This window comes from Streptomyces sp. TOM-9, from assembly GCF_056858595.1.
The window spans coordinates 7,883,454-7,908,846 of record NZ_JBXEQB010000001.1 but is presented as its reverse complement, the minus strand read 5'-3'; the positions used below and the strand labels follow the sequence as shown (position 1 = coordinate 7,908,846).

18 protein-coding genes and 1 tRNA gene are annotated in these 25,393 nt (G+C 75.7%); 7 read left to right on the top strand and 12 right to left on the bottom strand.

Translation table 11 applies throughout. The features are described 5' to 3' along the window. Nucleotides 1-203: 203 nt before the first annotated feature. The 3 genes from AC1VWI_RS36420 to AC1VWI_RS36410 form a co-directional block, all read right to left on the bottom strand. Nucleotides 204-887 carry a RibD family protein gene (locus AC1VWI_RS36420; protein ID WP_499515279.1) on the bottom strand — a complete coding sequence of 228 codons (684 nt, stop codon included), beginning with the start codon at nucleotides 885-887 and terminating at the stop codon, nucleotides 204-206. A 123-nt stretch (nucleotides 888-1,010) separates the two neighbouring features. After that, nucleotides 1,011-2,057, bottom strand: a complete 1,047-nt coding sequence (locus tag AC1VWI_RS36415; protein ID WP_499515278.1) for a TIGR03617 family F420-dependent LLM class oxidoreductase — start codon at nucleotides 2,055-2,057, stop codon at nucleotides 1,011-1,013. Next, entirely contained in the window at nucleotides 2,054-2,410 is a 357-nt protein-coding gene (locus AC1VWI_RS36410) for an MmcQ/YjbR family DNA-binding protein (RefSeq protein ID WP_499515277.1), read from the bottom strand. The genes AC1VWI_RS36415 and AC1VWI_RS36410 overlap by 4 nt, the downstream gene beginning before the upstream one ends. 143 nt (nucleotides 2,411-2,553) lie before the next feature. Here AC1VWI_RS36410 and AC1VWI_RS36405 point away from each other — a divergent pair, with 143 nt between their 5' ends. Next, entirely contained in the window at nucleotides 2,554-3,033 is a 480-nt protein-coding gene (locus AC1VWI_RS36405) for a winged helix-turn-helix transcriptional regulator (protein WP_499515276.1), read from the top strand. Nucleotides 3,034-3,083: 50 nt separating this feature from the next. Here the strand turns inward: AC1VWI_RS36405 and AC1VWI_RS36400 are convergent, their stop codons facing one another. Beyond that, on the bottom strand, nucleotides 3,084-4,898 hold the full coding sequence (locus AC1VWI_RS36400; protein WP_499515275.1) for an ABC transporter ATP-binding protein: 1,815 nt from the start codon (nucleotides 4,896-4,898) through the stop codon (nucleotides 3,084-3,086). A 335-nt stretch (nucleotides 4,899-5,233) separates the two neighbouring features. Further along, nucleotides 5,234-5,307: transfer RNA gene (locus AC1VWI_RS36395), tRNA-Pro, on the bottom strand. A gap of 181 nt (nucleotides 5,308-5,488) precedes the next feature. On the opposite strand from AC1VWI_RS36395, the gene AC1VWI_RS36390 reads away from it, so the two are divergent. Then, a complete protein-coding gene (locus tag AC1VWI_RS36390; protein WP_499515274.1) occupies nucleotides 5,489-5,779 on the top strand; it encodes a YiaA/YiaB family inner membrane protein in 291 nt (96 codons plus the stop codon). Here AC1VWI_RS36390 and soxR read toward each other — a convergent pair. Then, nucleotides 5,760-6,239: a redox-sensitive transcriptional activator SoxR gene (gene soxR, locus AC1VWI_RS36385; protein ID WP_499515273.1), complete on the bottom strand. Its 480-nt coding sequence runs from the start codon at nucleotides 6,237-6,239 to the stop codon at nucleotides 5,760-5,762. The genes AC1VWI_RS36390 and soxR overlap by 20 nt on opposite strands. A 54-nt stretch (nucleotides 6,240-6,293) precedes the next feature. Here soxR and AC1VWI_RS36380 point away from each other — a divergent pair, with 54 nt between their 5' ends. Then, nucleotides 6,294-6,995, top strand: coding sequence for a thiamine pyrophosphate-binding protein (locus tag AC1VWI_RS36380; protein WP_499515272.1), 702 nt, complete (start codon nucleotides 6,294-6,296; stop codon nucleotides 6,993-6,995). A 29-nt stretch (nucleotides 6,996-7,024) separates the two neighbouring features. Beyond that, nucleotides 7,025-7,966 (top strand): transketolase family protein, encoded by a 942-nt coding sequence (locus AC1VWI_RS36375; protein ID WP_499515271.1) that lies wholly within the window; start codon nucleotides 7,025-7,027, stop codon nucleotides 7,964-7,966. A gap of 13 nt (nucleotides 7,967-7,979) precedes the next feature. On the opposite strand, the gene AC1VWI_RS36370 is transcribed toward AC1VWI_RS36375, so the two are convergent. After that, nucleotides 7,980-8,945 (bottom strand): aldo/keto reductase, encoded by a 966-nt coding sequence (locus tag AC1VWI_RS36370; RefSeq protein ID WP_499515270.1) that lies wholly within the window; start codon nucleotides 8,943-8,945, stop codon nucleotides 7,980-7,982. A 119-nt stretch (nucleotides 8,946-9,064) separates the two neighbouring features. Between AC1VWI_RS36370 and AC1VWI_RS36365 the strand changes: the two genes are divergently transcribed. Genes AC1VWI_RS36365 through AC1VWI_RS36355 form a run of 3 tightly spaced genes read left to right on the top strand, consistent with a single transcriptional unit; the run spans nucleotide 9,065 to nucleotide 12,847 of the window. Next, the gene (locus tag AC1VWI_RS36365; protein ID WP_499515269.1) at nucleotides 9,065-11,740 is read left to right on the top strand and encodes an alpha/beta fold hydrolase; all 2,676 of its coding nucleotides are present in this window, start codon (nucleotides 9,065-9,067) and stop codon (nucleotides 11,738-11,740) included. Continuing rightward, the gene (locus AC1VWI_RS36360; RefSeq protein ID WP_499515268.1) at nucleotides 11,737-12,591 is read left to right on the top strand and encodes an ABC transporter permease; all 855 of its coding nucleotides are present in this window, start codon (nucleotides 11,737-11,739) and stop codon (nucleotides 12,589-12,591) included. The genes AC1VWI_RS36365 and AC1VWI_RS36360 overlap by 4 nt, the downstream gene beginning before the upstream one ends. 43 nt (nucleotides 12,592-12,634) lie before the next feature. After that, the gene (locus tag AC1VWI_RS36355) at nucleotides 12,635-12,847 is read left to right on the top strand and encodes a hypothetical protein (protein ID WP_499515267.1); all 213 of its coding nucleotides are present in this window, start codon (nucleotides 12,635-12,637) and stop codon (nucleotides 12,845-12,847) included. Nucleotides 12,848-12,861: 14 nt separating this feature from the next. On the opposite strand, the gene AC1VWI_RS36350 is transcribed toward AC1VWI_RS36355, so the two are convergent. From AC1VWI_RS36350 to AC1VWI_RS36330, 5 genes are read right to left on the bottom strand one after another with little or no spacing between them, the layout of a single operon-like run. Next, nucleotides 12,862-14,646, bottom strand: coding sequence for a hypothetical protein (locus AC1VWI_RS36350; protein ID WP_499515266.1), 1,785 nt, complete (start codon nucleotides 14,644-14,646; stop codon nucleotides 12,862-12,864). Further along, the gene (locus AC1VWI_RS36345) at nucleotides 14,643-18,329 is read right to left on the bottom strand and encodes a vWA domain-containing protein (RefSeq protein ID WP_499515265.1); all 3,687 of its coding nucleotides are present in this window, start codon (nucleotides 18,327-18,329) and stop codon (nucleotides 14,643-14,645) included. The genes AC1VWI_RS36350 and AC1VWI_RS36345 overlap by 4 nt, the downstream gene beginning before the upstream one ends. Nucleotides 18,330-18,333: 4 nt before the next feature. Next, the gene (locus AC1VWI_RS36340; RefSeq protein WP_499515264.1) at nucleotides 18,334-19,503 is read right to left on the bottom strand and encodes an ATP-binding protein; all 1,170 of its coding nucleotides are present in this window, start codon (nucleotides 19,501-19,503) and stop codon (nucleotides 18,334-18,336) included. Continuing rightward, nucleotides 19,500-24,479, bottom strand: coding sequence for a hypothetical protein (locus AC1VWI_RS36335; protein ID WP_499515263.1), 4,980 nt, complete (start codon nucleotides 24,477-24,479; stop codon nucleotides 19,500-19,502). The genes AC1VWI_RS36340 and AC1VWI_RS36335 overlap by 4 nt, the downstream gene beginning before the upstream one ends. Continuing rightward, the gene (locus AC1VWI_RS36330; protein ID WP_499515262.1) at nucleotides 24,476-25,330 is read right to left on the bottom strand and encodes a DUF4132 domain-containing protein; all 855 of its coding nucleotides are present in this window, start codon (nucleotides 25,328-25,330) and stop codon (nucleotides 24,476-24,478) included. Before AC1VWI_RS36330 ends, AC1VWI_RS36335 begins: the two co-directional genes overlap by 4 nt. Nucleotides 25,331-25,393: the final 63 nt, after the last annotated feature.

The window sequence follows — 25,393 nt, the reverse complement described above, 5'->3', positions numbered from 1 at the left end:
GGGTCCGCCACGGGCTTCGCGGGGGCCGAGGGCAGGCTGGCGGATAATCGAACGCCGGCGGCCGGACCTCCTGACCCGACCCGTTCGAGGCCCCGGCGGCGTCTTCCGCCGCCGGGGCCTCCGCCTGTCGCCCGGCACCCCCGACGCCGGGCCCACGGATGGTGTCGCAGGTTCGCGGGTTGCCCGCGCGGCTGGTGGCTTGGTCAGGCGTCCTGACGTGGCAGGTAGCGCAGCAGCACCACGTCGCCGATCTGCCGGGTCTCCGCGAGCGTCATCCGGTGCTGGGGGCCCTGCGGGAAGACCGCGGGGTGCACCATGCGCGGGGCGTCGGCCTGGCCGACGAAGAACGGCGCGTACACCAGGTGGAGTTCGTCGACGAGTCCGGCGCTGAGGAACATGGTGTGGACGACTCCCCCGCCCTCCACCATGAGCCGTTCGACGCCGCGCCCGGCGAGGTCGGCGAGCAGGAGCCGGACGTCCAGCGGGTCGCCTGCGTCGACGACGGAGCAGACGTCACCCAGGCGTTCGCGGAGGCAGTCGCTCGCGCAGGACGTCGTGTAGACGACCTTCTCGCACTCCCCGGTGGTGAAGAACCGGGCGCCGGGGTCGAGTTTCCCGCTCTCCGTGACGGTGACCTTCAGCGGGGTCGGCGGGAGCCCGGCGCGGACGCGCCGTTCGCGGCGCTCGGCGGAGCACACCAGCAGCCGGGGGTCGTCGGACCGTATGGTGTTGGCTCCGACGAGGATGGCGTCCACCCCGGAGCGGACCTCGTCGATCCGGTCGAAGTCCTCCTCGTTGGAGAGCAGCAGCCGGGTCGTGCTCGTGTCGTCCAGGCATCCGTCCAGCGAGGAGGCCACGGACATCAGTACGTACGGGCGCGATCTCATGAGGACACATTGCCGCACGGCGGCGTTCGCGGATGTGAAGCTTCGTGAAGTTAGGTGCCGGGGGCCGGATGGATGTAGGGTCCGCCGATCATCGTGCGGGCCTGGTCAGGGCCCGGTGGCCCGTCAGTCCCGCACCCCGGCCAGCACGTCGAGGGCGAGGGTGTCGTCGGCGTCGTGGGAGAGGGAGACGGTGACGCGTGTGCACAGGCCCGCGAAGCGGTCGCGCACGGCCCGGCCGACCTCCCGCGGTTCACCGTGGAGGGCGAAGGCGTCCAGGACGTCGTCGTCGACCAGCCGGCCCATCTCGGCCCAGCGGCCGCGCACGGACAGCCGGTGCAGCTCGTCGTGGAGTTCGCCCCAGCCGTGGAGGTCGAGCACGGCGCGGTAGGCGGGCGTCGAGGCGTAGAACGCGATCCTCTCGCGGGTGGCGGTGAGGGCCGCGGCGTACTCCTCCTGCGTACGGCCGGTCGCGACCAGGGCGTTGCCCACCACGTCGAAGGGCTGCCCCGCGTGCTCGGAGGACTCCCTGGCCTTGTGCACGGCGGGGAGCGTCACCTGCCGCAGGTAGTCCGGGGAGGTGAGGGCGTGGCAGATCAGCCCGTCGGCGACCTCGCCCGCGACGGCGGTCATCAGGGGGCCGACGCCGGCGAGCCAGATGCGGGGCGGCCCGGACGGCAGGGGGCCAGGGTCGAACATCGGCGTCATCAGCGTGTGGGTGTAGAACTCGCCGCGGAAGCGGAGCCGTTCGCCGGTCTGCCAGCTGTGCCAGATGGCGCGCAGCGCGCCCGCGAACTCCTTCATGCGGGCGGCGGGCCGCGACCAGGGCATGCCGTAGCGGTGGGTGATGTGCGGCTTGACCTGGGAGCCGAGGCCGACGGTCATCCGCCCGCCGGAGAGCCGCTGGACGTCGTACGCGGCCGTGGCCACCGTCATCGGGTTGCGGGCGAAGGCGATCGCCACGCCGCTGACCAGGTCGGCCCGCCGGGTGGCGCCCGCGGCGAGGGCCAGCTGGAGGAAGGCGTCGTGCCGCATCTCGTTGACCAGCACGCCGTCCGCGCCGTGCGCCTCGGCGCGGGCGGCCTCGGTGGCGGTCCGCTCGATCCGGCCGGTGAAGGTGAAATCGGCCTTGAGCGGCGGGGCGGGTGTCGGGGGCGGGGTCGGGGGCGTCACGCGCCGGCTCCCCCGGCCGGGCCCGCCGTCTCGGTCAGCCGCGGCGGCGCGGCCTGCCGCCAGGAGTCGGCGACGATGTCGCGGAGCTCGTCCACGTCGTCCAGGGCGGCGAGCCGTACCCGCACCCAGTTCGATCCGGCCTCGTGCGGCGGCACCCAGAACTTCCCCGGCTCGGCCGCGATCAGCTCGCCCCGCTCGTGCATGGGGCAGCGCACGGCGAAGGACGTCTCGTCGTCGGGCAGCGTGAGGTACATCTTCCCGGCGACCCGGAACGTGGGCATGCTCCAGGCCTCCTTCTCCACCGTCTCGGGGAGCGAGAGGGCGATGCGGCGGACGTCTTCGGAATCGGGCATGCGACCACCGTAGCCATCGCCTCCGACAACGGCCGTGACGCGTCCCCCGGCCGCTCCGGGCCCCTCCCGCCCGGGGCTGAGTAGCAGGAGGAAACCTAGGTGTAGACTGTCCTTCCGCCGCATCGGGCAGGAGGTGAGCCGCGGTGACGAACGGACGGCACGTGTCGGGCCCCCAGGAGGACCAGCCGGCCTGCTCCATCGAGCGGAGCCTGCAGATCCTCGGTGAGCGCTGGTCCCTGCTGGTGCTGCGCGAGGTCTTCGCCGGGCGGCACCGCTTCGCCGAGATCCAGACGTCGCTCGGGATCGCGCCCAACCTCCTCAGCGCCCGCCTCAAGCTGCTCGTCGAGGCCGGGGTGCTGTGCACCCGCACGTACCAGGAGCCGGGCAGCCGGCAACGGCAGAGCTACCACCTGACCGAGGCCGGGCGGGAGCTCGACCTCGTCATGGCCTCGCTGCAGCAGTGGGGCGACCGCCACCGGCCGCGCCCGTCCGGCCCCTCCGCGCGCCGGCGGACGCGCTCGACGGGCCACGCCGTCCACGTCGGCTTCCTCACCGACGACGGCCGCGAGGTGCCCGGCACCGATGTGTCGATCGCGGTGACGCAGCCCACCGGTACGGCCTGACCGGCCGGGCGGCCGGGCGGCCGGGCGGCCGGGCGGCCGGGCGGCCGGGTTCAGTGCAGGTCGGCCCGTTCGGCGGTGTCGTCCAGGAAGCCTCCGGACTGGTGCTGCCACAGCTTGGCGTAGGCGCCCTCCTCCGTGAGCAGTTCCTGGTGGGTGCCCTGCTCGATGATGCGCCCGCGGTCCAGGACGACCAGCCGGTCCATGCCGGCGACCGTGCTCAGCCGGTGCGCCACCACCAGCGCCGTCCGCCCGTCCATCAGCCGCCACAGCGCCTCCTGGACGAGGACCTCGCTCTCCGAGTCCAGGGCGCTGGTCGCCTCGTCCAGCAGCAGGATCGGCGCGTCGCGCAGGATCGCCCGGGCGAGCGCGACCCGCTGCCGCTGTCCGCCGGAGAGCTTGATCCCGCGCTCGCCGACCATGGTGTCGAAGCCGCCGGGCAGCGCGTCGGCGAACTCCGTGACGTGGGCCGCCAGGGCTGCGCGGCGGATCTCGCCCTCGGTGGCGTCCGGCCGCGCGAAGGCGATGTTGTCCCGCAGCGAGCGGTGGAACATCGCCGGGTCCTGCGGCACGTAGGAGATCAGGCTGCGCAGGTCGGCCTGGCGCAGCCGGCTGATGTCCTGCCCGCCGATGAGGATCCGGCCGCCGTCGATGTCGCTCATCCGCAGCAGCAACCGGGTGAGCGTGGTCTTGCCGCCGCCGGACCGGCCGACGAGCCCGATCCTGGCACCGCTCGGCACGGCCAGGTCGAGCCCCTCGAAGAGCGGCTCCGCGCCCCCGTGGGCGAAGGTCACGTGCTCGAAGCGGACGTCGGCGCCCCGGGAGCGCAGCGGTTCCGGCGCGGGCGGGTCGAGCACGGTGGGCGGCTTCAGCAGCAGTTCGGTGAACTGCGCCGCCTCCGTCATCGAGCTCTCCAGGCGGCGGTAGATCTGGTTGAACTCGAACATGATCCGCGTCGCGTTGGAGTAGTACGTGAAGGCCACCACGACAGCCTCCACGCCGTGCGTGCCCGCACCCAGCGTGACCGCCAGGAGCAGGCCCAGCGCGTTGGTCAGCACGGACAGCGGTGCGACCAGGGTGTCGATGCGCAGGTTGCCGTAGTCCCACGACTTGAGCGTGAGCCTCCGCGACTCGGCGACACGGGAGCGGTGCTCGGCGGCCTCGCGTTCCTCCGCGGCGAACGCCCGCACCGTGTCCATGTTCATCAGGCTGTCGGCGACGTGCCCGGACACCCGGGCGATCGCCTCCTCGCGCCGGCGGACGAGCGCCTGGCGCCGGCGGATGAGGGGCGCCACGCACAGCGCCGTCACCGCGATCATCGCCAAGAGGCCGACGACCAGCAGCGGTTCGTAGGACCACAGCACCACCGACCCGAACAGCAGCGGTACGAAGCTGCCCAGGACGCTGAAGGTCAGCGTGTCGACGAACTCCTCGAAGCGCGAGGCGAAGCTCAGCACCCGCTTGGTGAGGGACCCCGCGAAGTTGTCGTGGAAGAACGACGCGTCCTTGGCGAACAGCTCGTCCATGCCGACCACGTACAGGTGCTCGATGCCGCGGGCGTCGAGGCGGTTCAGGCAGTGCAGCCCGATGCGCCACAGCGTCTCCGCGAGCAGCAGCACGCCGGCGAAGGCCAGGACGTAGGGGAGGGTCGAGCCGATGCCGGGAGCGGTGCCGTCGACGAAGCCGCCGACGAGCTTCGCGACGATCAGCGGTGCGACGTAGTTGATGCCGATGTTGCCGAGGGCCGGCGACAGCATCGCCGGAAGCGTCAGCCACCGGAACCGGGCCAACTCCCCTCCGTAGTAGCGGAGTGCCAGGAGCACCGGGCCCCTGGCCGGCCGGAACCTGCGTGATTCAGGCGATCCCATCTCCACCCTGTGGTGTCGTGCGGCGTGCTGCCGCGGGTTTCTCCGGGAGGTGCCGCTGCCGCCGTGGCGGTACGGCGGCGCCGAGGTGCGCATGAGTGGGCGGTCCGGAAGTGGCAGTGTCCCGCGGCGGCCCACGTGGCGTCCAAGCGTTTTCCGGCCCGGTGGCACGGCGCACGGAGGCGTCCCGGCGCACGCGCGCGGCCCTCGGCGGCCGGGGGCGGCGCGGGCCCGCCAGGGGGCGGCCGGCCGGGGGCGTACCGCTCCGGCCGCGCCTCATGTGCCGCAAACGCAACCAGCGGGTTCGTCATGAATGACGAACCCGCTGGTCGACACCGTCGGGACGACAGGATTTGAACCTGCGACCCCTTGACCCCCAGTCAAGTGCGCTACCAAGCTGCGCCACGTCCCGGTGTCGCTTTCGTCCCGGGCTTCCCGCCCGGCCGACCGCGCACGAGAACAATACCGCACGTCGTCGGGTGCTCGCTCGCACCATTCCCGCAGCACGCCGGGCGCCGCCGCGACGGGGTACCCGGCCCGGGATGAGTAGCCGTACTCATGTGGCGCGGGCCACGACGGCCGATGCTTCGGTCATGGCGAATCCGATCCAGCAGCAGACGACCGCGGCCTTCTCGGCCCAGGCCGCGATCTCGTTCGCCATCGCCCTCGGGGCGATGGTCGTGGGCATCGCCTACCTGCCGGTCGGCCCGTGGGTGCGGGCCTTCCTGGCGGTGGGACTGCTCTACGTGGTGACCTCGGCGTTCACGCTCGCCAAGGTCGTCCGCGACCGGCAGGAGGCCGGGCAGGTGACGAGCCGGGTGGACCAGGCCCGGCTGGACAAGCTGCTGGCCGAGCACGACCCGTTCAAGGTCGACGGGGTGTAGCCGACTCGTCGCCCAGCAGGTAGCGCGCGCCGGGGCCCTTGGCGGCGGCGGTGTCGTCCGGGTTGTACAGGGCGCACTTGCGCAGGGAGAGGCAGCCGCAGCCGACGCAGCCGGTGAGGTTGCCCTTGAGCCGTTCGAGCTCCGCGATCTGCTCGTCGATGCGGCGGGTCCAGGTGCGGGCGACGGTGTTCCATTCGGCGGCGCTGGGGGCGCGGTCCTCGGGGAGCCGGGCGAGGGCCGCGCCTGCCTCCTCCAGCGACAGGCCGACGCGCTGGGCGGCCCGGATGAAGGCGACACGGCGGAGCGTGGCGCGGGCGTAGCGGCGCTGCCCGCCGGCGGTGCGCTCGGAGCGGATGAGGCCGAGCTCCTCGTAGTAGCGCAGGGCCGAGGTGGCCAGGCCGCTGCGGGCGGCGAGCTCACCGATGGCCAGGCGGTCGCGGCGCGGTGCGGGGTCGCTCATGGGCCCGAGGATAGCGCTTGACCTCAAGCCGACTTGAAGTTGCATCCTCTCGATATGACTCCGACCAGCACGGACACCGCGTACGGCTACGACGATCTGCGGCGGCTGATGTCGCTCATGACCGGCGACGAGAAGCACGGGCCCGCCGCCACCTCCACCCTGGACGTGTTGTGGGTGCTCTACGACCGCGTGCTGCGGGTGACCCCGGGGACCGCGGAGGACGCCGGCCGGGACCGCTTCCTGCTCTCCAAGGGCCACGGCCCGATGGCGTACTACGCGGTCCTCACCGCCAAGGGCTTCGTCCCGGAGGGGTGGCTGCCGGGCTTCGGATCCTTCGGGTCGCCGCTCGGTCACCACCCGGACCGCGTGCTCGTGCCGGGCGCCGAGATCGGCTCCGGCTCGCTCGGCCACGGGCTGCCGATCGCCGTGGGCAGCGCCCTGGGGCTGCGGGCGCAGGGCCTGACCGACGCCGCGGTGTGGGTGCTGGTCGGCGACGCCGAACTGGACGAGGGCAGCAACCACGAGGCCGTCGCCTTCGCCGGCGCCGTCGGCCTGGAGGGCCTGCACGTCGTCGCGGTCGACAACACCTCCGCCACCTACCGGCGCCCCGGCGGTCCGGCCTCGCTCTTCGCCGCCGAGGGCTGGTCCGTGGCCACCGCCGACGGCCGTGACCACGAAGCCCTGTACGAGGCGTTCACCATGCCGCACCCCGGACGGCCGCACGCCGTCGTCGCCCATGTCGAGTCCAAGCGCTGACCGCCGCCCCGAGCCGAGGAGACCTTCCCGTGGACACCATGCGTGAACGCTTCACCTCCGTCGCCGGACGCCTGCTGGAGGACGACCCCCGGCTGGCCGTCGTGCTGGCGGTCATCTCCGGGGACCGCTTCACCGACGCCGCCCGCGCCCACCCCGACCGGGTGGTCGACGTCGGCATCCGCGAGCAGCTGCTGGTCAGCGTCGCGGGCGGGCTGGCGCTGACCGGGCTGCGGCCGATCGTCCACACCTTCGGCAGCTTCCTGGTGGAACGCCCCTTCGAGCAGGTCAAGCTGGACCTGGGGCACCAGGGCGCGGGCGCGGTGCTGGTCAGCGCGGGCGCTTCATACGACATCGCCGCGGGCGGCCGCACCCACCAGGCCCCCGGTGACGTCGCCCTGCTGGACACCCTCGACGGCTGGACCGTGCACGTGCCCGGCCACCCCGACGAGGCCGAGGCCCTGGTCCGGCACGCGGCGGCCGACGACGACCACCGGGTCTACGTGCGGCTCAGCGAGCAGTCCAACCGCACCGCGCGGCCGGTCTCGCCGGGCCGGTTCCGGGTGCTGCGCGAGGGCCGGGCGGGCGTGGTCGTCGCCGTGGGCCCGCTCCTGGACGCCACGCTGGCCGCGGTCGCGGACATGGACGTGACCGTGCTGTACGCCTCCACGGTGCGCCCCTTCGACGCGGCCGGGCTGCGGGCGGCCGTCGCGGGTACGGACGCGGCGGACGTGGTGCTGATCGAGCCGTACCTGGCGGGGACCTCGGCGCCCTTCGCCGCCGAGGCCCTGCTCGACCTGCCCCACCGCGTCCTGGCCCTGGGCACCGCCCGCGCGGAGTTGCGCCGCTACGGCACCTGGCAGGAACACGTGGCGGCGCACGGCCTGGACGCCGCCGGGCTGCGGGCACGCATCGGGGGCTTCCTGGCGGGCTCCCGCCGCCCGGCGCGCCTCGCGGGCTCGGGCGCCCGCTAGCTCCGGGCGCCCGCTAGCTCCAGGGGAGCTCCGCGCGGTGCCGCCAGTACGCCGGGGCCGGTTCGGCCAGGGCGGCGAGCCGGGCCAGGTGCTCCGCGTCGAGGCCGAGGGAGGCGGCCCGGGCGTTGGCGGTGACCTGGCCGGTCGTCGCGGCGCCGGAAAGCACGACACCGGCCCAGGGGCGGCGCAGGACCGCGGCGAGGGCGACGGCGTCGGGCTCGGCCCCGGTCCGGGCGGCCACCGCGGCGAGGGGGGAGTCGGGTTCGGCCGTGGCCAGGCGGCCGTTGGCCATCGCCTCCTTGACGATCACGGTCAGTCCCGCGTCGTGCGCCTCGGCCAGGGCGGGCCCGGCGGAGGGCTCCAGCAGGTTGTAGGTGGCCTGCACGACGGAGAACAGGCGCCGCCCGTCCACCGTCACCTTCAGCGCCGCGCGGATCGCCTCGGCCTGCAGCGGACCGCTGGTGGACAGGCCGACGGCCACCCCGTCGGCCGCCAGCCGGGCGAGGCGTTCGTGGAGGACGCGGTCGGCGAGGGCCGGGCTGTCCGGGGTGACGGAGTGGATCTGGTAGAGGTCGAGGCGGTCGCCGAGCAGGGCGCGGGTCTCGGCGATCTGCCGGTCGTAGGTGGCGGTGCCGTGGTCCTTGACCTCGTGCACCTCGGCGTCGGGCCGCCACCCGGCGGTGTAGGTGTAGCCCCACTTGCTGCCGGTCACGACGTCGGTGGCCTCGGGGTGGGCGTCCAGCCAGCCGGCCAGGAACTCCTCCGCCCGGCCGTATGAGCGGGCGGCGTCGAAGTAGCGGATGCCGAGCGCGTAGGCGGTGTCGAGGACCGCGTGGGCGCGGTCCCGCATCGCCTCGACGGTGCGGTCGGCGGGCAGGTCGGCGGCGCGGCCGAGGTCGATGTAGGCGGGACGGCCGACGGCGGCGAGGCCGAGACCCAGCCGGGGCAGGGGGGCGGTGACGAGTCGTTCGAGGGGCACGGTCGTCACCGTACTCCCGGTGCAGTACGCCGATCCGGTGCCTGAGGCGGACGTCGCGGGTGATCACCGGAATGCATAGTGGGGGCGTCACACTCGTCGTCCCCGTCCGAGGATCACGCATGCGATTCGCCCTGCCCAGGACCTGGCGCACCCGGCGGCGGCTGGCGGCCGGCGCCGCCGCCCTCGCCCTGCTCGCCGGAGGCGGCGCCGTCACCCTCGCGACGGCCGACGCCCCCGCGCCCGTGCGCCGCCAGGACCGGGTCTTCTCGCTGCCCGAGGCCCCGGGCAGTGCCGCGAAGGTGCGGATCGACACCTCCTACTTCGCCTCCGGCGGGTCGGCGCCGCGCCCGGCGGTGCTGCTCGCGCACGGTTTCGGCGGCACCAAGGACGACGTGCGGGCCGAAGCCGAGTCCCTCGCCCGCAGCGGCTACGCCGTACTGACCTGGTCCGCGCGGGGATTCGGCGCCTCGGGCGGGCGGATCGGGCTCAACTCCCCCGACGCCGAGGTCGCCGACGTCTCACGGCTCATCGACTGGCTGGGCCGGCGGCCCGAGGTGCTGCGCGACGGCCGTGACGACCCGCGGGTCGGCGTCGCGGGGGCCTCGTACGGCGGGGCCATCTCGCTGCTGGCCGCCGGGTACGACCGGCGGGTGGACGCCATCGCGCCCGCGATCACCTGGTGGGACCTGGGCGAAGCGCTGTTCCCGCAGGGCGTGTTCAAGAAGCTGTGGGCGGGGATCTTCTTCTCCACCGGCTCGCGCGGCGCGGCCTGCGGCTTCACCGCCGAACTGTGCGCCATGTACGACCGGTCGGCCGTCGCCGGCCGCCCGGACGCCGCGACGCTGCGGCTGCTGACGCGCTCCAGCCCCTCCTCGGTGGCCGGGCGCATCAAGGTGCCGACCCTGGTGGTGCAGGGCCAGAACGACTCCCTCTTCCCGCTCGACCAGGGCGACGCCATCGCGCGTGCCGTCGCCGCGAACGGCGCGCCCGTGGCCGTCGACTGGTTCTCCGGCGGGCACGACGGGGGCGACCAGGAGACCTCGCGGATCGAGGCGCGCACCACGGCCTGGTTCGACCGCTGGCTGAAGAAGGACGAGGGCACCGACACCGGGCCCGCGTTCCGGGTCACCCGGACCGGAGGCGTCGACACCACCGACGGCAGGGCCGTGCGGCGCGGCGCGGACGCCGACGCGTACCCGGGGCTGGAGGGCACCCGGACCCGGACGGTCCCGCTCGGCCGCCGCGCGCAGACGGTGGCCAACCCCGCCGGCGGCAGCCCGCCCGCGATCTCGGCGGTGCCCGGTGTGGGCGCCCTCTCCCAGCTCTCCGACCTCGGCCAGGGGCTGTCGCTGTCGCTGGACTTCCCCGGTCAGCGCGCCGCCTTCGACTCGGCGCCGCTGAGCTCGTCGCTGCGCCTGACGGGCGCGGCGACGACACGGGTCACCGTCGACACGGACGCGCCCGCCGGTGCGGTGCTCTTCGCGAAGCTCTACGACGTGGGCCCGGGCGGCAACGAGACCCTGCCGCACCAACTGGTCGCGCCGTTGCGGGTCGCCGGCGCCGGCACGGTGCAGGTGCGGCTGCCCGCCGTGGACCACGAGTTCGCCGCGGGACACCGGCTGCGGCTGGTGCTGTCCACCACCGACCTGGGCTACGCCTCCCCCGTCGCGGCCGCCACGTACCGGGTGTCCCTGCCCGGGGGCGCCGCGCTGACGGTGCCCACGGACCCGGAACTGACCACCGCCCAGGGGACGCTGCCCGCCTGGGTGTGGCTGCTGCCGCTCGCCGCGCTCGCGCTGGCGGCGGCGCTGCTGCTGACCGGCCGCCGCCGGGCGGGCGCGGTGCGGCAGGCGCCGGACCCGGCCCTGACGGACGTACCCCTGGAGATCTCCGGGCTTTCCAAGCGCTACCACGGCGCGGCGGACCGCTACGCCGTGCGGGAGTTGTCCTTCCGGGTGGAACGGGGCCAGGTGCTGGGGCTGCTCGGCCCCAACGGCGCGGGCAAGACGACGACGATGCGCATGATGATGGGCCTCATCCGGCCCGACGCCGGAACGATCCGCGTGTTCGGCCACGCGATCCGGCCAGGCGCGCCCGTGCTGTCCCGGGTCGGGGCCTTCGTGGAGGGCGCGGGCTTCCTGCCGCACCTGACGGGGCGGGCCAACCTGGAGCTCTACTGGCGGGCCACGGGCCGGCCGGCGGCCGACGCCCACGTCGAGGAGGCCCTGGAGATCGCCGGCCTCGGCGAGGCCTTGGAGCGCGCGGTGCGCACGTACTCGCAGGGCATGCGACAGCGGCTCGCCATCGCGCAGGCCATGCTCGGCCTGCCCGACCTGCTCATCCTCGACGAGCCGACCAACGGGCTCGACCCGCCGCAGATCCGCGAGATGCGCGACGTGGTGCGGCGCTACGCGGCGGCGGGCCGTACCGTCCTCGTCTCCAGCCACCTGCTGTCGGAGGTCGAGCAGAGCTGCACGCACCTGGTCGTCATGGACAAGGGGCGGCTCGTCGCGGCCGGTCCGGTCGGCGAGATCGCCGGGAGCGGGCAGACGCTCTTCGTCGGCGCACCGGGCATGGGCGACGAGGAGCGCGAGGCGGTCGCCGCGAAGCTGTCGGCGCTGCCCGGCGTCGAGACGGCCGAGTCCGCGGACGACGGGCTGCTGGTCCGGCCGGGCACCATGACCGTGCCGGAGCTGCTGTCCGAACTCCTGCGGCTCGACGTGCCGGTGGAGCGCGTCGGCCCGCACCGCCGCCTGGAGGACGCGTTCCTGACCCTGATCGGAGGTCCCGCGTGACCGAGACCCTGGAACTGGCCGCGGGGTACCGTCCGGGCCGCACCCTGCCGCTGCGGGTGGAGGCGGTGCGGCAGCTGCTGCGGCGCCGCACCCTCGTCGCGTTCGCCGTCGTCCTCGGGCTGCCCGTGATCGTGTGGGCGGCCTTCGCGATCGGCGGCACCCCGCGGGGGCGGGATTCCGGCCCGACGATGATGGACGTGGCCACCGCCTCGGGCGTCAACTTCTCGCTGGCGGTGCTGTTCGTCTCCTCCGGCTTCCTGCTGACGATCCCGGTCGCCCTCTTCTTCGGCGACACGATCGCCTCGGAGGCCAACTGGTCCTCCCTGCGCTACCTGCTGGCCGCCCCGGTGCCCCGCGCCCGGCTGCTCGCCTCCAAGGCGCTGGTGTCCCTGGTCTTCAGCGCCGCCGCCGTGCTGGCGCTGCCCACGGTGGCGCTCGGCGTCGGCACGCTCGCCTACGGCTGGGGCGACCTGGAGCTCACCACGGCCGGCTCGCTGCCCCCGGGCACCGCGACGGGCCGGCTCGCGATCGCCGCCCTCTACGTCTTCGTCGGCCAACTGGCCGTCGCGGGCTTCGCCTTCTGGCTCTCCACGCTCACCGACGCACCCCTGGGGGCGGTCGGCGGGGCCGTGGGCGTCGCGATCCTCTCCAACATCCTGGACGCGATCACGGCCCTGGGCTCGCTGCGGGACGTCCTGCCGACGCACTGGCAGTACGCCTGGATCGACGCGCTCCAGCCGCGCCTGGAATGGTCGGGCATGCTCAAGGGCACCTCGGTGTCGCTGTCCTTCGCGGTGGTGTTCTTCGCGCTGGCCTTCCGTGGCTTCCGGGGGAAGGACATCGTGTCCTGAGGGGCGCGGGCGCGCCTGGCGGAACAGGCAACTGCTGGCCGCCGTGACGCTCGTGGTCGTGGGGGAGGTCTCGCTGGAGGCGGCCGAGGACGCCGCGCGGCTGCTCGGGGCGGCGGGCGCCGGCGCCCGGGTGCGCTGCACATGGAGCGGGTGCGTCTTCGCCCCCGGCTCCGGGCCCGGCGACGAGCAGCCGTGCACGCCTCCCGCATGGTCGGCGTCAGGCTGCCCGCCGGCACCCCGCTTCCTCCGCTGCTGAACCCGGCTGAACCGCTACACCGGGCTGCCCGCCGTCCCGACGGGCGACACCGGCGTGTCGGCGGAGGGATCGGCCGACGGATCCGCGCCCCAGGCGGCGGCGCACAGGGCGCGGGAGAGTTCGTCGGCGTAGACGGCGGCGGCGAGCCAGGCGAGGGCGAAGCGGTCGGTGTCGGCGGGCAGGAGGCGGCCGAAGGGGTCGCGGCCGCGGTCGGCCGCGGTGCGGTGGAGGTCTTCGAGGAGGTCCGCGGCGGTCGGAAGGGCGGCGCGGCGCAGGCGCCGGGCGTCGGGGGCGGAGTTCGTGGGGAGGGCGAGCACACGGCGGCCGCCGGAGGCGGCCTGGTGGACGCGGCGGAGCAGGAGGTGGACGGGGGCCTCGTCGGGCGCCGCGGACGGGGGGAGCGGGAGCGGGACCGGGGGTTGGGCGGCGGGGAGGTCGGCGCGCTGCAGGCGGTCGAGGCCGGTGTCCACACGGGCCTCGGGATCGGCCGGATGACTGGTGGCCAGCAGCAGCGCGCGCGGGTGAGGGGCCGGGTCGAGCCGGGCGATGACGCGCAGAGGGGTGCCCGGCGCGCCCGCGAGCAGCCGCAGGTTGTCGCGGTGGGGCAGCGCCGGATGGTCGTGCGCGGCGGCGAGCCGGAGCGTCAGGCCGTCGCATTCGGCGAGCAGGCAGTCGCCGCCGGCCTCGCGGACGGTGCCGATGAGGGTGACGTCGAGGAAGAGCAGGCCGTCGCCGGTGGTGAGGGCGCGCACCGCCTGTTCGGCGACGGGCACCCGCCACAGGCGGTCCAGGGGTTCGGCCGTCCAGGCGGCGCCGGGGGCCCGTACGGCGCGGACGGCGGCTCCCGCGCCGAGTCTGCCGGTGGGCGAGACCGTCGCTCCGGACACGGCGAGGCCCGCGCGGGACAGTTCGCGGTGGCTGAGGGCGGTGTCGCCGATGCGCACGGCCCGGTCGGCGGCGCCCGTGGCGCGGCCGGGGCCGCCGGGCGCGACGTCGGAGACGGTGTAGAGGCGGCCGTCGGCGTCCGCCGTCCAGGTGACGGCGCCCGCGTAGCCGCTCGCGGTGAGGACGGGCTCCGAGAACAGGCCGTACAGGCGCAGTGAGCCGTCCGGGGTGTACGGCTGTCGCGCGGTGCCGCGCACGGTGGCCAGTTCGGGGCCGGTGGCGTACGGGACCCGGTGGGCGGTGCCGAGGAGTTCGCGCAGCGCGGCGGCCAGGTCGGCGAGGCGGTGCCCGGGGTCGGCGGCGCGGGCGGCGCGCAGCCGGGTGACGACGGAGACGGCCGCCGCGGCGGCGCGGGGCAGCCCGCTCAGGCGGGCGGAGTGCGCGGCCCGCAGCAGTTCGGCCTGGACGACGGCGCCGGAGCCGTCGATGCCCGCGTCGAGGACGGCGGCGCCCGCGGCGCGCAGGGTGTCGGCGGCGGCGTGTTGCTGCGGGGTGGCGCTCTCGGGCGCGGGCCCCGCCTCCCCGGGGGCCTGCGATGGGGCTCCTTCGGCGGTCGGCCCGGTCGCCTCGGCGACGGGTGCGGCCGAGGCGGCCGCGGCGCGGTGCAGGCAGTCGGGGGCGAGCAGGCAGCCGCAGCGCACGTCCTCCGCCCGGGTCACCGTGCCGCCGGGAGCGTGCAGTTCCAGGTCGGTGTCCTCGTCCACGGCGATCCGCACGGTGTCGCCGTCGACGACGACCGGGCGGCCCGCGAGCTTGGCCACTCCGGCGTCGAGGCGCTTGCGCAGCCGGGGCGAAAGCACCCCGACGAGTTCCGCGGTCACGGCCGGTGCGACCGGGGGGAGTTGCTGGCTCATGTGATCTTCTCCCCTACCCAGCGGGCGAGTTCGAGGGGGCTGAGGGCGGCGACGGGCATGCCCGCGGCAACGAGCTGTCCGGCGACGCCCGTGGAGTAACGGGGGCGCCCGGCGTCGTCCAGGCTGGCGCAGCCCAGGACGTGGCAGCCTGCCCCGACCAGGGCGCGGACCTCGGCCAGGAGGCCGCCGAGCGGATACCCCTCCTCGAAGTCGCTGACGACCACGACGAGGGTGCGCGAGGGCACGGTCACCAGTTCGCGGGCGTGCCGGAGTCCGGCGGCGATGTGGGTGCCGCCGCCGACGCTCACCTCCAGGAGGAGGGAGAGCGGGTCCGCCACGTGGTCGGTGAGGTCGATGACCTCGGTGGAGAACGCGAGGAAGTGCGTGGACAGGGTGGGCACCCCGGCCAGGACGGAGGCGGTGAGCGCGGCCCAGATCGTGGAGGCCTCCATGGACCCCGACACGTCGGTCACCAGGATCAGCCGCCAGTCCGCGGCCCGCTGGGCCCGGGCGCGGAACACCGGCCGCTCCGGGATCACCTGGACGGTGCCGTCGGGACCGCGGCGTGCGGTGGCCAGGTTGGCGCGCAGCGTACGGGCCAGGTCGAGGCCGCCCCCGGGGCGCCGGCTGGGGCGCGGGAGCGCGGTCCCGTGCAGCGCCGGGCGCAGCCGTGTGGCGAGTTGGCGGGTGAGGGCCTCGACCAGGCGCCGTACGAGGGGGCGCAGCGCGGCCAGCCGGGCCTCCGGCAGCCCGCCCGCGTGCCGCAGGACGGTGCGCAGCAGGTCGACGGAGGGGCGCACGCTGCCGGGGTCGAGTTCGGCCACCACGTCCTTGCGGCCGGACGCGGCGGCGGCCGCCAGGACCTCCTCGCGGATGCCGGGCCCGAACAGCGCCGCCAGTTCCTCGGACCACTCGCGCACCCCGGGGTAGGGCGCCTCGCGGCCACCACGGCCACCACGGCCACCGCCGTGCCCGCCGAGGTCGCCGCGGCTGCCCTCGCCCCGGCCGTTGCCGTACAGCTCGTCCAGCGCGGTGGCCAGGGCCCCGGCGGAAGGCGGCAGCCGGTCGCCGCGGCGGCCCAGCACGAGGCGCCACCGGTCGGCGGGCGCGAGGGTGCGGGCCGCGGCGACGGGGGCTTCGCCCGGTGCGCCGGGGGTGGTGGCGGGCTGCTGCGTGCCTGGCGACGCCGCGTCGGCGGGGCCCGCACCTGCGGCCGCTGGGCCGGTGGGGTCGTCCTCCCGGCCGGCCGCATCGGCGGCCTGCTCGGGCGCGGCGCCCGGCTCCGCCGGGACTGCCGCTGCCGTGGCGGCCGTTGGTGCTGCCTCGGGCGTCTGGTGCGAGAGCAGGCCGAGCCGGCCCAGGGTCGCGCGGGCGGCCAGGTCGGCGCGGGTCCAGGTGGCGAGGGCGACGGGGTCGACGCCCGCGGTGTCGGCGATGCCGTCGGCGTCCAGACGTTCCTCGACGGCCGCAAGGAGGCGGTCGCGGGCGGCCGGGCTGAGGGTGTCGAAGCCGCCGCGCAGAGCCGGGAGCCGTGACAGGAAGGCCTGGTCGGGCAGGTCGCGGACGCGGTCGAGCAGGGGTTCCAGGGCGGCGGCGGCCGCCTCGAGCAGCGGGCCGGCCGCCGTCAGCAGCCCGGTCAGCCGGGCGGTGAGGGCGGCGCGGGAGTCGGGGTCGCCCGCCGCGTCGACCCAGGAGGCGACGCGGGCGCCGAGGGTCTCGGGCGCCTCCTGGCCGAGGAGGACCCTGACGGCACCCGCCGCACCGCGCATCAGTGGGGAGCCGTCCGCGGCGAGCCGGGCGAGGGCGTCGGTGAGCCGGACGCCACCCAGGAGGTCTGCGCGGTGGGCGAGTTCGAGCAGCGCGTGTGCGTCGGCGGGGTCCTCGGACCCGGTCAGGCCGTCGACCTGACGGACCGCCGCCGCGGTGAGCAGCTCGGCGACGGCGGTGGCGCGGGCGGTGCGGGCCTCGTCGGCGCCGAGGCCGGCGATGTGGCCGGCCCGGACGCGATCCAGCAGGGCGAGTCCCGCGAGGAGTTCGGGGAGGGTGCCGGAGGCGGGGAGCACGTCGGCGGTCTCGGCGAGACGTTCCCCGGCGAGCCCGGGCAGCCCGCACTCCGCGGCCCGGGCCAGTCCTGCGAGGGTCTGCGCCGCGGTGGGGCCACCCTCGTCCGTCTCCTGGCGGCGGCGTTCGCGCAGCACGCCCTCGGCGGCCTGGGCGGCGGTGACGCCACGGACCCCGGCCGCGGTGAGCATGGCCGCGGTGGCGGGTGTCCAGCGGGCCTCCCAGCGGGTGGTGAGGCCCTCGGTGCCGGCCGCGCCCGTGACGTCCTTCGGCTCGGCGTAGGGCACGCCGCACACCGACAGCCTGCGCAGCAGGAGTTCGCGGCGGCGGTCGAGCTCGGAGCGGAGCGGATCCAGGCGCAGGTCCCGCGCCTCGGCCGGGGCACCGGAGTCCGGACCGGGGGCGGGCAGGCCCAGTGCGGCCAGTTCCGCCTCGACGGCGGGGGCCAGGCCGCTGCGGGGCGCGTCCGGTGCGGGGCGTCCGCCGCGGGTGCCGACCAGCACCCGTTCCATGGCGCGCGCCACGGCCCGTCCGCGGCCGTACGGCTCGCCCTGGGCCAGCACGGTCTGCACCGCCTCCACGAGTTCCCCGCGGCCGGCCGCGGGCAGCCCGCGCAGCCGGGAGAGGTCACCGGCGAGCCGGCTGATCTCGCGCGCGTCGGCCGGGCCCGACGGGTGGCCCTGGGCGCGCAGTTCGGCGCAGATGCGGACGGCGGCGCGGGTGAGCGCCTCGTAGAGGGCGGCGGGGTCGCCGGCCGCCTCCAGCACCATGTGCTGCCACTCGGGGTCGCGGATGCCCGCCGGATAGCCGGAGCGTTCGTCCAGCAGCGGGTACGCGTAGGGGATCAGGGAGGTCGTCCAGGTCGTGCCGCCCTCGGGTGCGGGCGCCGCCTCCGGGCCTTCCACGGGGGCGGTGCCCTCCGGCCACGCGTCGGCGGGGACCAGGGCGGGCGCGTGGAAGGCGCCGACGACGACGGCCGCGCGACGGCCGTCCGCGGTGGCCTCCGCGATGCGGGCCCGCATCCACTGCTCGCGGCGCAGGTCGAGTACGGGGACGCCCGCGCCCTCGGCGGCGTCCCGGCGCAGCGCCCATCCCGTCAGGAGGGCGGCGCGGCGCAGCGCTTCGGGCGGTGAGCCCGGGGCGGAGGCCTCGACGAGACGGTCCCACAGGTCGTCGCCGGGGCGGCCGGTGAGCCGGGCGCGCAGGGCCCCCTGCAGCCCGGGACCGGAGTCGCCCGGCGTGGCCGTCGTGCGTCCGGCGTCCCAGGCGCGGTCGGCGAGCGGCAGGTCGCAGGCGACGACGGGGACACCGCCCCGCGCCGCCCAGCGGACGGCGGCGAGTTCGGGCGAGAAGTCGGCGAAGGGGTAGAAGGCGGGACCGGCGCCCCCGTCGCCAGGGGCAGCGGCGAGGGCGACGGGGGCCCGGGTGTCCTCGTGGGCGAGCCAGGGCAGCCACTCCTGCATCTCGCCGGGGAGTTCGACGAGCAGCACGTCGGGCTTCGCCCCGTCGAGCAGGGCGGGCAGCGCGGCCGCCAGCGACGGGGCGTGGTGCCGTACGCCGACGAGGTAGGGCGCCGCCGGGTCGGTGAGGACCGTGACGGCCTCGTCCGGGGTGAGGGACACGGGCTCAGCCTTCCAGGACGGCGCGCAGCTCCCACAGGGTGCGCCAGGTCGGGGAGCCCTGCTCGGCGCGCCGCCGCACGGGGCCGTCCCAGTAGCCGAGCAGCCGGGCGGCGTCGGCCGGGTCGTCCTTGCGCACGACGCCGAGGAGGTGGCCGGGCAGCAGGCCGAGCACATCCCGGTCACCGGGGAAGTACGCCGCGGCCAGGCCGAGCGCGCCGGCGACCGCGACGGCCTCCGCGGTGCTCATGACCGTGGAGGGCCGTTCGACCTCCCAGCCTTCGGCGGAGCGGCCCTCGCGCAGGTCGCGGAAGGCGGTGACGAGGGCTTCCAGGACGGCGTCGTCGACCTCGTAGGGGGCGCCGGCCCGTTCGACGGCGGCGCGGGACTGGCTGCGCACGAGCGCCGTCTCGGCGTCGAGGTCGCCGATGGGTCCGACGGTCTCGAAGTTGAAGCGCCGTTTGAGGGCGGCGGACATCTCGGAGACGCCCTTGTCGCGGAGGTTGGCGGTGGCGATCAGGTTGAATCCGGGCGCCGCGTGCGCCAGGGCGTCGTCGCCGCCCGCGAGTTCGGGGACGGCGATGCGGCGTTCGGAGAGCAGGGAGACCAGGGAGTCCTGCACCTCGGGCAGGCAGCGGGTGACCTCCTCGACGCGGGCGATGGCGCCGCGCGACATGGCGGTGAGCACGGGTGAGGGGACGAGCGCCTGCCGGCTGGGGCCCTGGGCGAGCAGCAGGGCGTAGTTCCAGCCGTACTTGAGCTGGTCCTCGGTGGTGCCGGCGGTGCCCTGGACGACGAGCCCGCTGGTGCCGCAGATCGCGGCCGACAGCAGCTCGGACAGCATCGACTTGGCGGTGCCGGGCTCGCCGACGAGGAGCAGGCCGCGTTCCCCGGCGAGGGTGACGACGCACCGTTCCACCAGGGCGCGGTCGCCGACGAACTTCCCCTCGACGACGAGGCGGCGCGGCACGCCCCCCGGGACCTCGGCGTCGTCGGGCAGGCGCAGGGCCTGGCCGTCGCTGCCCATCACGAAGGTGACGACGGCACGCGGGGTGAGCCGCCAGGCGGGCGGACGTGGTCCGCCGTCGTGGGCGGCGAGGAAGGCGAGTTCGGTGGCGTACCGGTCCTCGGGCGGGGTGATCTGCCGCGCGACGGGTGCGGGAGCGGTGGTGGTCATCGGCGGCGGCCCTTCCGGGTGGCACGGGTGGTGAGTTCTTCAAAGCCGGGGGCGTCGCCGGCGCGGACGCGTTCCCAGGCGCGGGCGAACAGCTCGGGCACGGGCAGCAGCGGCACGACGCGAGCGTGGTCGCGGACCGGGTAGAGGCCTTCCTTCCAGGTCTCCACGGGAAGGGCGGGCGCCTTGAGGTCGCGCCAGCCGCAGGGCAGGAAGAGGGTGCGGCCGGCTCGGGGGCGCCTGGCCTCGACGACGAGGCCGGTCGCGGCCAGTTCGGCGCGGGCCTTCTTCATGCGGGCGGGCTTCCAGTCCGTCCAGCGGGCGCAGTTGCGGTCCGTGGGGTCGGGCAGGGCGAGCAACTGGAGGTAGAGCGCGGCTGCGTCCTCGCCCAGGCCGTGGGCCGCGGCGACCTCGGTGACCAGGGCGGGCACGGAGACCGTGGGGTCCTGGGCGTGACCGGCGGGTGCGCCGGGCTCACCGCCCGCCGCGACGGCGCGGGCGAGGTCGTCGCCGAGCACGGCGCGCAGCGCCTGGATGCCGCCGCCCCGCAGGCCGACGAGGCCCTCGACGAGCCCGAGGACGGGGTCCTCGGACCCGGTCAGCCCGGCCGGGCGGACGAGCACCGTCTCGGTGTCGCCGTACCAGGGCCGGAGCACGAGCGCGTCGCCCGCGTGGGTCAGGCCGTGGGCGTCGGCGCCGCCGGCGGCGGGCAGCCCGTACGCCGTGCGGATCTGGACGGCGGTGGGGCCGCCCTTCTCCGTCCAGGCGATGTCGAGGTCGACCAGCAGGCCCGGGTCGGCGATCCGCCGCCGCAGCGCCGCCAGGCCCTCGGGGAGGGCGGCGCGCAGCGGATGCCCGTACGGCAGTCCGTAGGCGAGGCCGGCGAGCACGGCGACGGCACCGGTGATGTCGTGCCGTCCGGGCAGGGCCGAGGGGTCGGCGGGGAGGAGGTTGCCGTCCTTGTCGGGGCGTTGCACGGTGGTGCGGCTCAGCCAGGGCGTCAGCGCGGGGTTGAGCACGGCCTCGGCGGACGCGGTGGTGACTCCGGCGAGTTCGGCGGCGACGTCCTCCGGCAGGCGGACGACGGAGCCGAGGCGCTGCTCCCAGACCCGGCCGGCGGCGGCGGTGTCGGGGCCGCTGCCCCACAGGTCGGCGGGGTCGTCGGGCAGCAGGGCCCCGAGGACGGCCGCGTGGTCGTCCTCGGAGAGGGAGCTCAGCAGGCCCGCGCCGAGGTTCTTCTGGCGTGCTTTCAGGTCGATGCGGGCGAGGGCTTCGGCGTCCGGGTCCTGCGGCCGCCCGGCGAGCAGCAGGGTCGCCTGGACGGGGCCGAGGCCGCCGCGGGTCGCCGCCGCGAGCGCGGCGGGGGCGTCGGGGCGCCAGGGCGCGGGGCCCTTGTCGCGGATGAGGCGGCTGACGGCGGTGAGCCGCTCGGCGGGGAAGACGGGCGTGCGGTCCGTCTCGTCCTGCAGGGTGAAGTGGGCGACGGCGCCGAACGCCCCGGTGGGGTCGTGGTCGAGGGCGAGCCAGTGGACGCGGTCGCGGTCGCCGTCGACGCTGTCGCAACCCAGGATCACGACGGTGCGCCCGTCCTTGCGCAGGACCTGGCCGGCGCGCCGCTGCTTCCCGTGCTTCTCCACGAGGACGATCTCGCGGAGTCCGCTCCCGGGCACCGCCAGCGGGCCCTCGGTGATCGCGTCCAAGAGCAGCAGGAGGGCCTCGCGTGCGGCCTGCGTGACGGCGGGCGACGCCGCCCGGTAGGCGAGCGGCCGTAGCACGGACAGGGCGGGCAGCCACCCCAGGCCCATGCCGGGGACGGTGTGTTCGTCGCTGTGCCAGCCGTCGCCCGGGTCACCCAGTTCCTCCCGGTCGGGCAGCGGCTTGCCCTCGGCCTCCTTGCCGGACAGGACGTGGTTGACCGCCCGGATCTGCTGCAGGGCGCTCCACTGGGGGCCGCTGCTCCACCAGTGGCCATGCCGGCCCGCGATGCCGTCCAGGGCGGTGCGCAGGGTGCCGTCGTCGCCGTGCAGCGGCTTGTGGTCGGCGAACATGTCCTGGGTGCGCCGGAGCGACTGCCGCGGCTTGTCGGTGGGCGGGGCGACGAAGGAGGCGACGGACTCGGCGTGGCGCAGCGTGCCCCGGACGAGGGCGGTGACGCCGATGAGCAGCCGCTCGTCCGTGAGGGCCGGCAAGGCGGCGGCGACGGCGGACCGCGCGACGGTCTCCGCGGAGGGACCGGTGTACTTCTTCGTCCTGTTCACCTCGGCCTGATGCTCCGCCAGGGCGTGGGCGGCGGCGCGCAGCGTTTCGGCTGCCTGCTCGTCGGTGAGGGCGCGCAGCACCGCCGAGGCGCCCTCGTCGCGGGCGCGCAGGGCATGCCAATAGGCGAGCGGCGGTACGTAGCGGGTGCCGGCGGCGAACTCGCCGCCCTGCTCGGTGAGGGTCACGCTGCCCAGCTCGTCGTCGCAGGTGACGTCGCCCGCCGCGTACAGCGACACCTTCTGGTGGGTGAGCGCGACGACGGGCTCGGCCCCGCCGGGGAACCGCAGCGCACCGAGCGGTACGCGGCGCGCCCACCCCTGCTTGCGGGTGGGGAGGGCGACGGTACGGCCGTCCGGGGTGCCGGCGACGGTGCGGGACCCGCCGCCCTCGCCCTCGACGCGGACCCAGCGGCCGAGGACGGTGCCGTCGGTGCCGAAGGGGCTGCGCTCGAGCCCGGGTTGCAGCGGCAGGACCTCGCAGTCCTCCTGGCTGAGCCGTGCACCGTCGAGGATGCCGGAGCGGAGGAAGGCGGGCAGCGAGGCACGCCCGTGGGTGCCGGAGGCCGGGTCGTACTCCATCCACACCTCGTGGCGGCCCTGCTTGCCCTGGCGCCAGAGCGCGGTGCCGTCGCCGAGGACGGGGCGGCCGGCCGGCACCACGGTGTCTCCGGCGTGCAGGGTGCGGCCGCCGGTGGCGCGGCCGCCGCCGGGCAGCGGGATGGACGGGGCGGCGATGTGGCCGTGCCACCAGTGCGGGAGCTGTTCGCCGCCGAGGGTGAACACCTCGGCGGGCCGGGCGGACCAGTAGCCGAGCTGCTTGTCGTCCTGCCGCCACATGACGAGGAGTTCGCCGTCGGCCCAGCGGAAGTGGGGGCGGTTCCATCGGTCGAGTTCGACGGGGATGCGCAGGTCGTGGTCGAGCAGCACCTTGTCGGGCCCGACGACGACGGCCTTGTCCCCGCGGGCGAGGATCAGCGCGGGCCAGGCCTCGGCGACGGCCAGGGTGTGGTCCTTGTTCTTGGCGACCGCGGCGTCGAGCAGGCGCAGGCCCTCGTCGAGGGCGGGCCAGCCCAGTTCGTCGAGGATGCCCTCGCGCAGCGTGCGGCCGAGCAGCGGCGCGATCTCCTGCGCGGCGACCCGGGCCACGGCCTGCGGGTTGACCCGGGCCGCGACGGAACGGAACGGGCGCAGCCGGCTGATCGCGCTGCGGGCGGCGGGCAGGCCCGCGGCACGGGTGAACTGCGCGGCGGCCTCCTCCAGCCATGCGTGCAGGACGTCGCCGAGCACGGGGTGGCCGGCCAGGGCCTCCAGCACGCCGGCCAGTCCGCGGTCCTCGCCGAGGCTGCCGACGGCCTTGTACAGCAGACGGCGCAAGCGCGGGTCGGCACCGGTGGCGACGAGGTCGCGGCGGGCCGGGTCGGCCGTCTCCAGCCAGCGGTGGAGCGGCAGGTGCACGGTCACGTCCTCGGCGGGGACGGACAGCGGCACGCGCTCGGCGGCGCACAGGTCGAGCAGGTCGAGTTCGGCGCCGTGGTGCCAGCGGCCCGTGAAGAGGTCGACGGGCCTGCCGTCGGCCCGCAGCCGGGGCGCCATACGGCTGACGAGGTCGAGGGTGGCCGCGGAGCGTTCGGGGGCGCTGGAGCCGTGCTTGCGGTGACTCGCCCAGCGGCTGAGCCAGTCGGCCGCGTCGACGGCCCGCGCGGCCTCCCCCGCCTCGCCGGTGAGCAGGGTGTCGGCACCGGTCTCGACGAGCAGGGCGAGCCAGAACCCGTCGCCCTCGGCGTCGCGGCCGAGTCCGGCCGGCATGATCTCCAGCAGCCGGGCCCGGACGGCCGGTTCGCGCTCGGCGAGGACGGCGAGGGTGGCGCGGTAGGCGGTCCAGAAGGAGCCGGGGGCACGGACGACGGCGGGCGAGGCGACGAGGTCGGCGACGAGGGCGCACTCCTCGGTGACCCGGTCGAGGCCCGCTGCCTTGATCAGGCTGCGGGCGTCCTGCGGCAGGGACGCGTACGGGGGCATCCCGGCGGCGCAGCGCTCCACCGTCAGCTGCCGGAACTGCCGCCAGGCCTCGGCGGGGTCAAGCCGCCGTGCGAGGTCCTTGACGTGCTCTTTGAGGGCCTTGACGGTGAGGGCGCCGGCGAAGGCGAACTCCAGGAAGACGGCGCGCTGGCGGTCCTCGTCGACGGCGAGGCCGTGGACGCGCTCGGCGGCGCGGGCCTTGCCGAAGAAGGCGGCGGCGTACGTGGTGTTCTCGTGCTGGAGGAAGACGCGCGCCGCCTGCTCGTGGAAGGTGGGCAGGAAGTGCGGTACCGCGCGGCCCAGGCGCTCGGCGAGCGCGTCGAAGCCGTCCTTGGCGGCGCCGGCGCGGGACTTGGCCATCCGGGCGAGCCGCTCGACGTCCTTGACCAGGGCGAGCGCGTGGTGGCCGTTGGCCGGGTCGTTGACCAGGGCCCAGGCGGGGAACCCGAGGGTCTCCCGGCGGACCTGGCCGACCTCGGGGGCCTCGTCCTCGCGGGTCAGGCCGAGGAAGTCCAGGGCCAGGTCCTCGGCCTCACCGAGGGTGCCGGGCACGAGGCGGACGACGCGGCGGTCGTCCAGCACGGGGTGGGTGTAGGTGCGGACGGTGAGGCTGTCGGCGTCCTCGCGGGTGCTGGTGCCGGGTGGCAGCACGGCGCCCGCGTCGAGCAGCGCGGCCGTGGTGGTGGGGTCGTACGTGGTCATGCCGCCTGCTCCTCGTCCTCGATGTCGCGTCCCGCGTAGAGCGCGGCCGCCATGCGCATGCCCTCCGACCAGGCGACGGCGCCGACCTGGGAGAAGGTCAGGGTCTTCCCGGCGGTGTCGGTCCAGGACAGGGACCCGGTCTCGGTCTCGCTCCAGCCGTCGTAGTCGCCGATCCAGATGCGGGCCTCGACGGCGCGGCCGTCCTCCAGAACGGGGCAGACGCTGTGCCCGCCGCGCACGCGGTAGCCGAGGGAGGTGGCGCGGCCGTGCAGGAAGCGCAGCTCCTTGAAGCTGCCGCCCGCGTACTCCTCGACGAGCGTGCCCTCGGGGTCGAGCCCGGCGGGCCGCTGCCACACCTCGCGGAAGAGCTGCTGCGCCCTCTGCTCCACGCCCAGCTCGACGGCGAACTCCCGCAGCTCCTCCAGGTCGTCGAGGAGCACGGGGTGCGGGATGCGGACCATGTCCGGGGCGATGCGCACGGTGTCGCCGTCGAGGTCGACCAGGCCGAGGCCGCGCTCGGTGTCGGCGTCCCGCAGGAAACCGGCGACCTGACCGTCCTCCCCGGTGACGACGAGGTCGCGCAGGGCCGCCCGCCACGCCGGGTCGGGCCACACCCGGCCGATCACGGCGAGGGGCACGGGCAGCGAACGCACCATCCAGCGCTCGACGTCGGCCAGGCATTGGCGTTCGTGCCGTTCCAGCCATTCGGCGAGCTGCCGCAGTCCCGTCACCGCCGGGTCGTCCGCCAGCTTGGCCGGCACCGACTTCAGCCGGCGGCCGGCCGCGTTGCGGCACACGACCTTCCCTTCGTGGAGGGCGACTTCGTAGTCGCCCGCCGTGACCCACCCCATGCGTGCCTCCCTGCAACGCCGTGATCAAGTGACCGGAACACTAGGTGAGGCCACTGACAAAGC

What these genes read in the sequence shown, in the direction of transcription:
- AC1VWI_RS36420 (WP_499515279.1), bottom strand. Translation starts at nt 887, where the DNA reads ATGAGATCGCGCCCGTACGTACTGATGTCCGTGGCCTCCTCGCTGGAC.
- AC1VWI_RS36410 (WP_499515277.1), bottom strand. Translation starts at nt 2,410, where the DNA reads ATGCCCGATTCCGAAGACGTCCGCCGCATCGCCCTCTCGCTCCCCGAG.
- AC1VWI_RS36400 (WP_499515275.1), bottom strand. Translation starts at nt 4,898, where the DNA reads ATGGGATCGCCTGAATCACGCAGGTTCCGGCCGGCCAGGGGCCCGGTG.
- AC1VWI_RS36390 (WP_499515274.1), top strand. Translation starts at nt 5,489, where the DNA reads ATGGCGAATCCGATCCAGCAGCAGACGACCGCGGCCTTCTCGGCCCAG.
- soxR (WP_499515273.1), bottom strand. Translation starts at nt 6,239, where the DNA reads ATGAGCGACCCCGCACCGCGCCGCGACCGCCTGGCCATCGGTGAGCTC.
- AC1VWI_RS36380 (WP_499515272.1), top strand. Translation starts at nt 6,294, where the DNA reads ATGACTCCGACCAGCACGGACACCGCGTACGGCTACGACGATCTGCGG.
- AC1VWI_RS36365 (WP_499515269.1), top strand. Translation starts at nt 9,065, where the DNA reads ATGCGATTCGCCCTGCCCAGGACCTGGCGCACCCGGCGGCGGCTGGCG.
- AC1VWI_RS36350 (WP_499515266.1), bottom strand. Translation starts at nt 14,646, where the DNA reads ATGAGCCAGCAACTCCCCCCGGTCGCACCGGCCGTGACCGCGGAACTC.
- AC1VWI_RS36340 (WP_499515264.1), bottom strand. Translation starts at nt 19,503, where the DNA reads ATGACCACCACCGCTCCCGCACCCGTCGCGCGGCAGATCACCCCGCCC.
- AC1VWI_RS36335 (WP_499515263.1), bottom strand. Translation starts at nt 24,479, where the DNA reads ATGACCACGTACGACCCCACCACCACGGCCGCGCTGCTCGACGCGGGC.
- AC1VWI_RS36330 (WP_499515262.1), bottom strand. Translation starts at nt 25,330, where the DNA reads ATGGGGTGGGTCACGGCGGGCGACTACGAAGTCGCCCTCCACGAAGGG.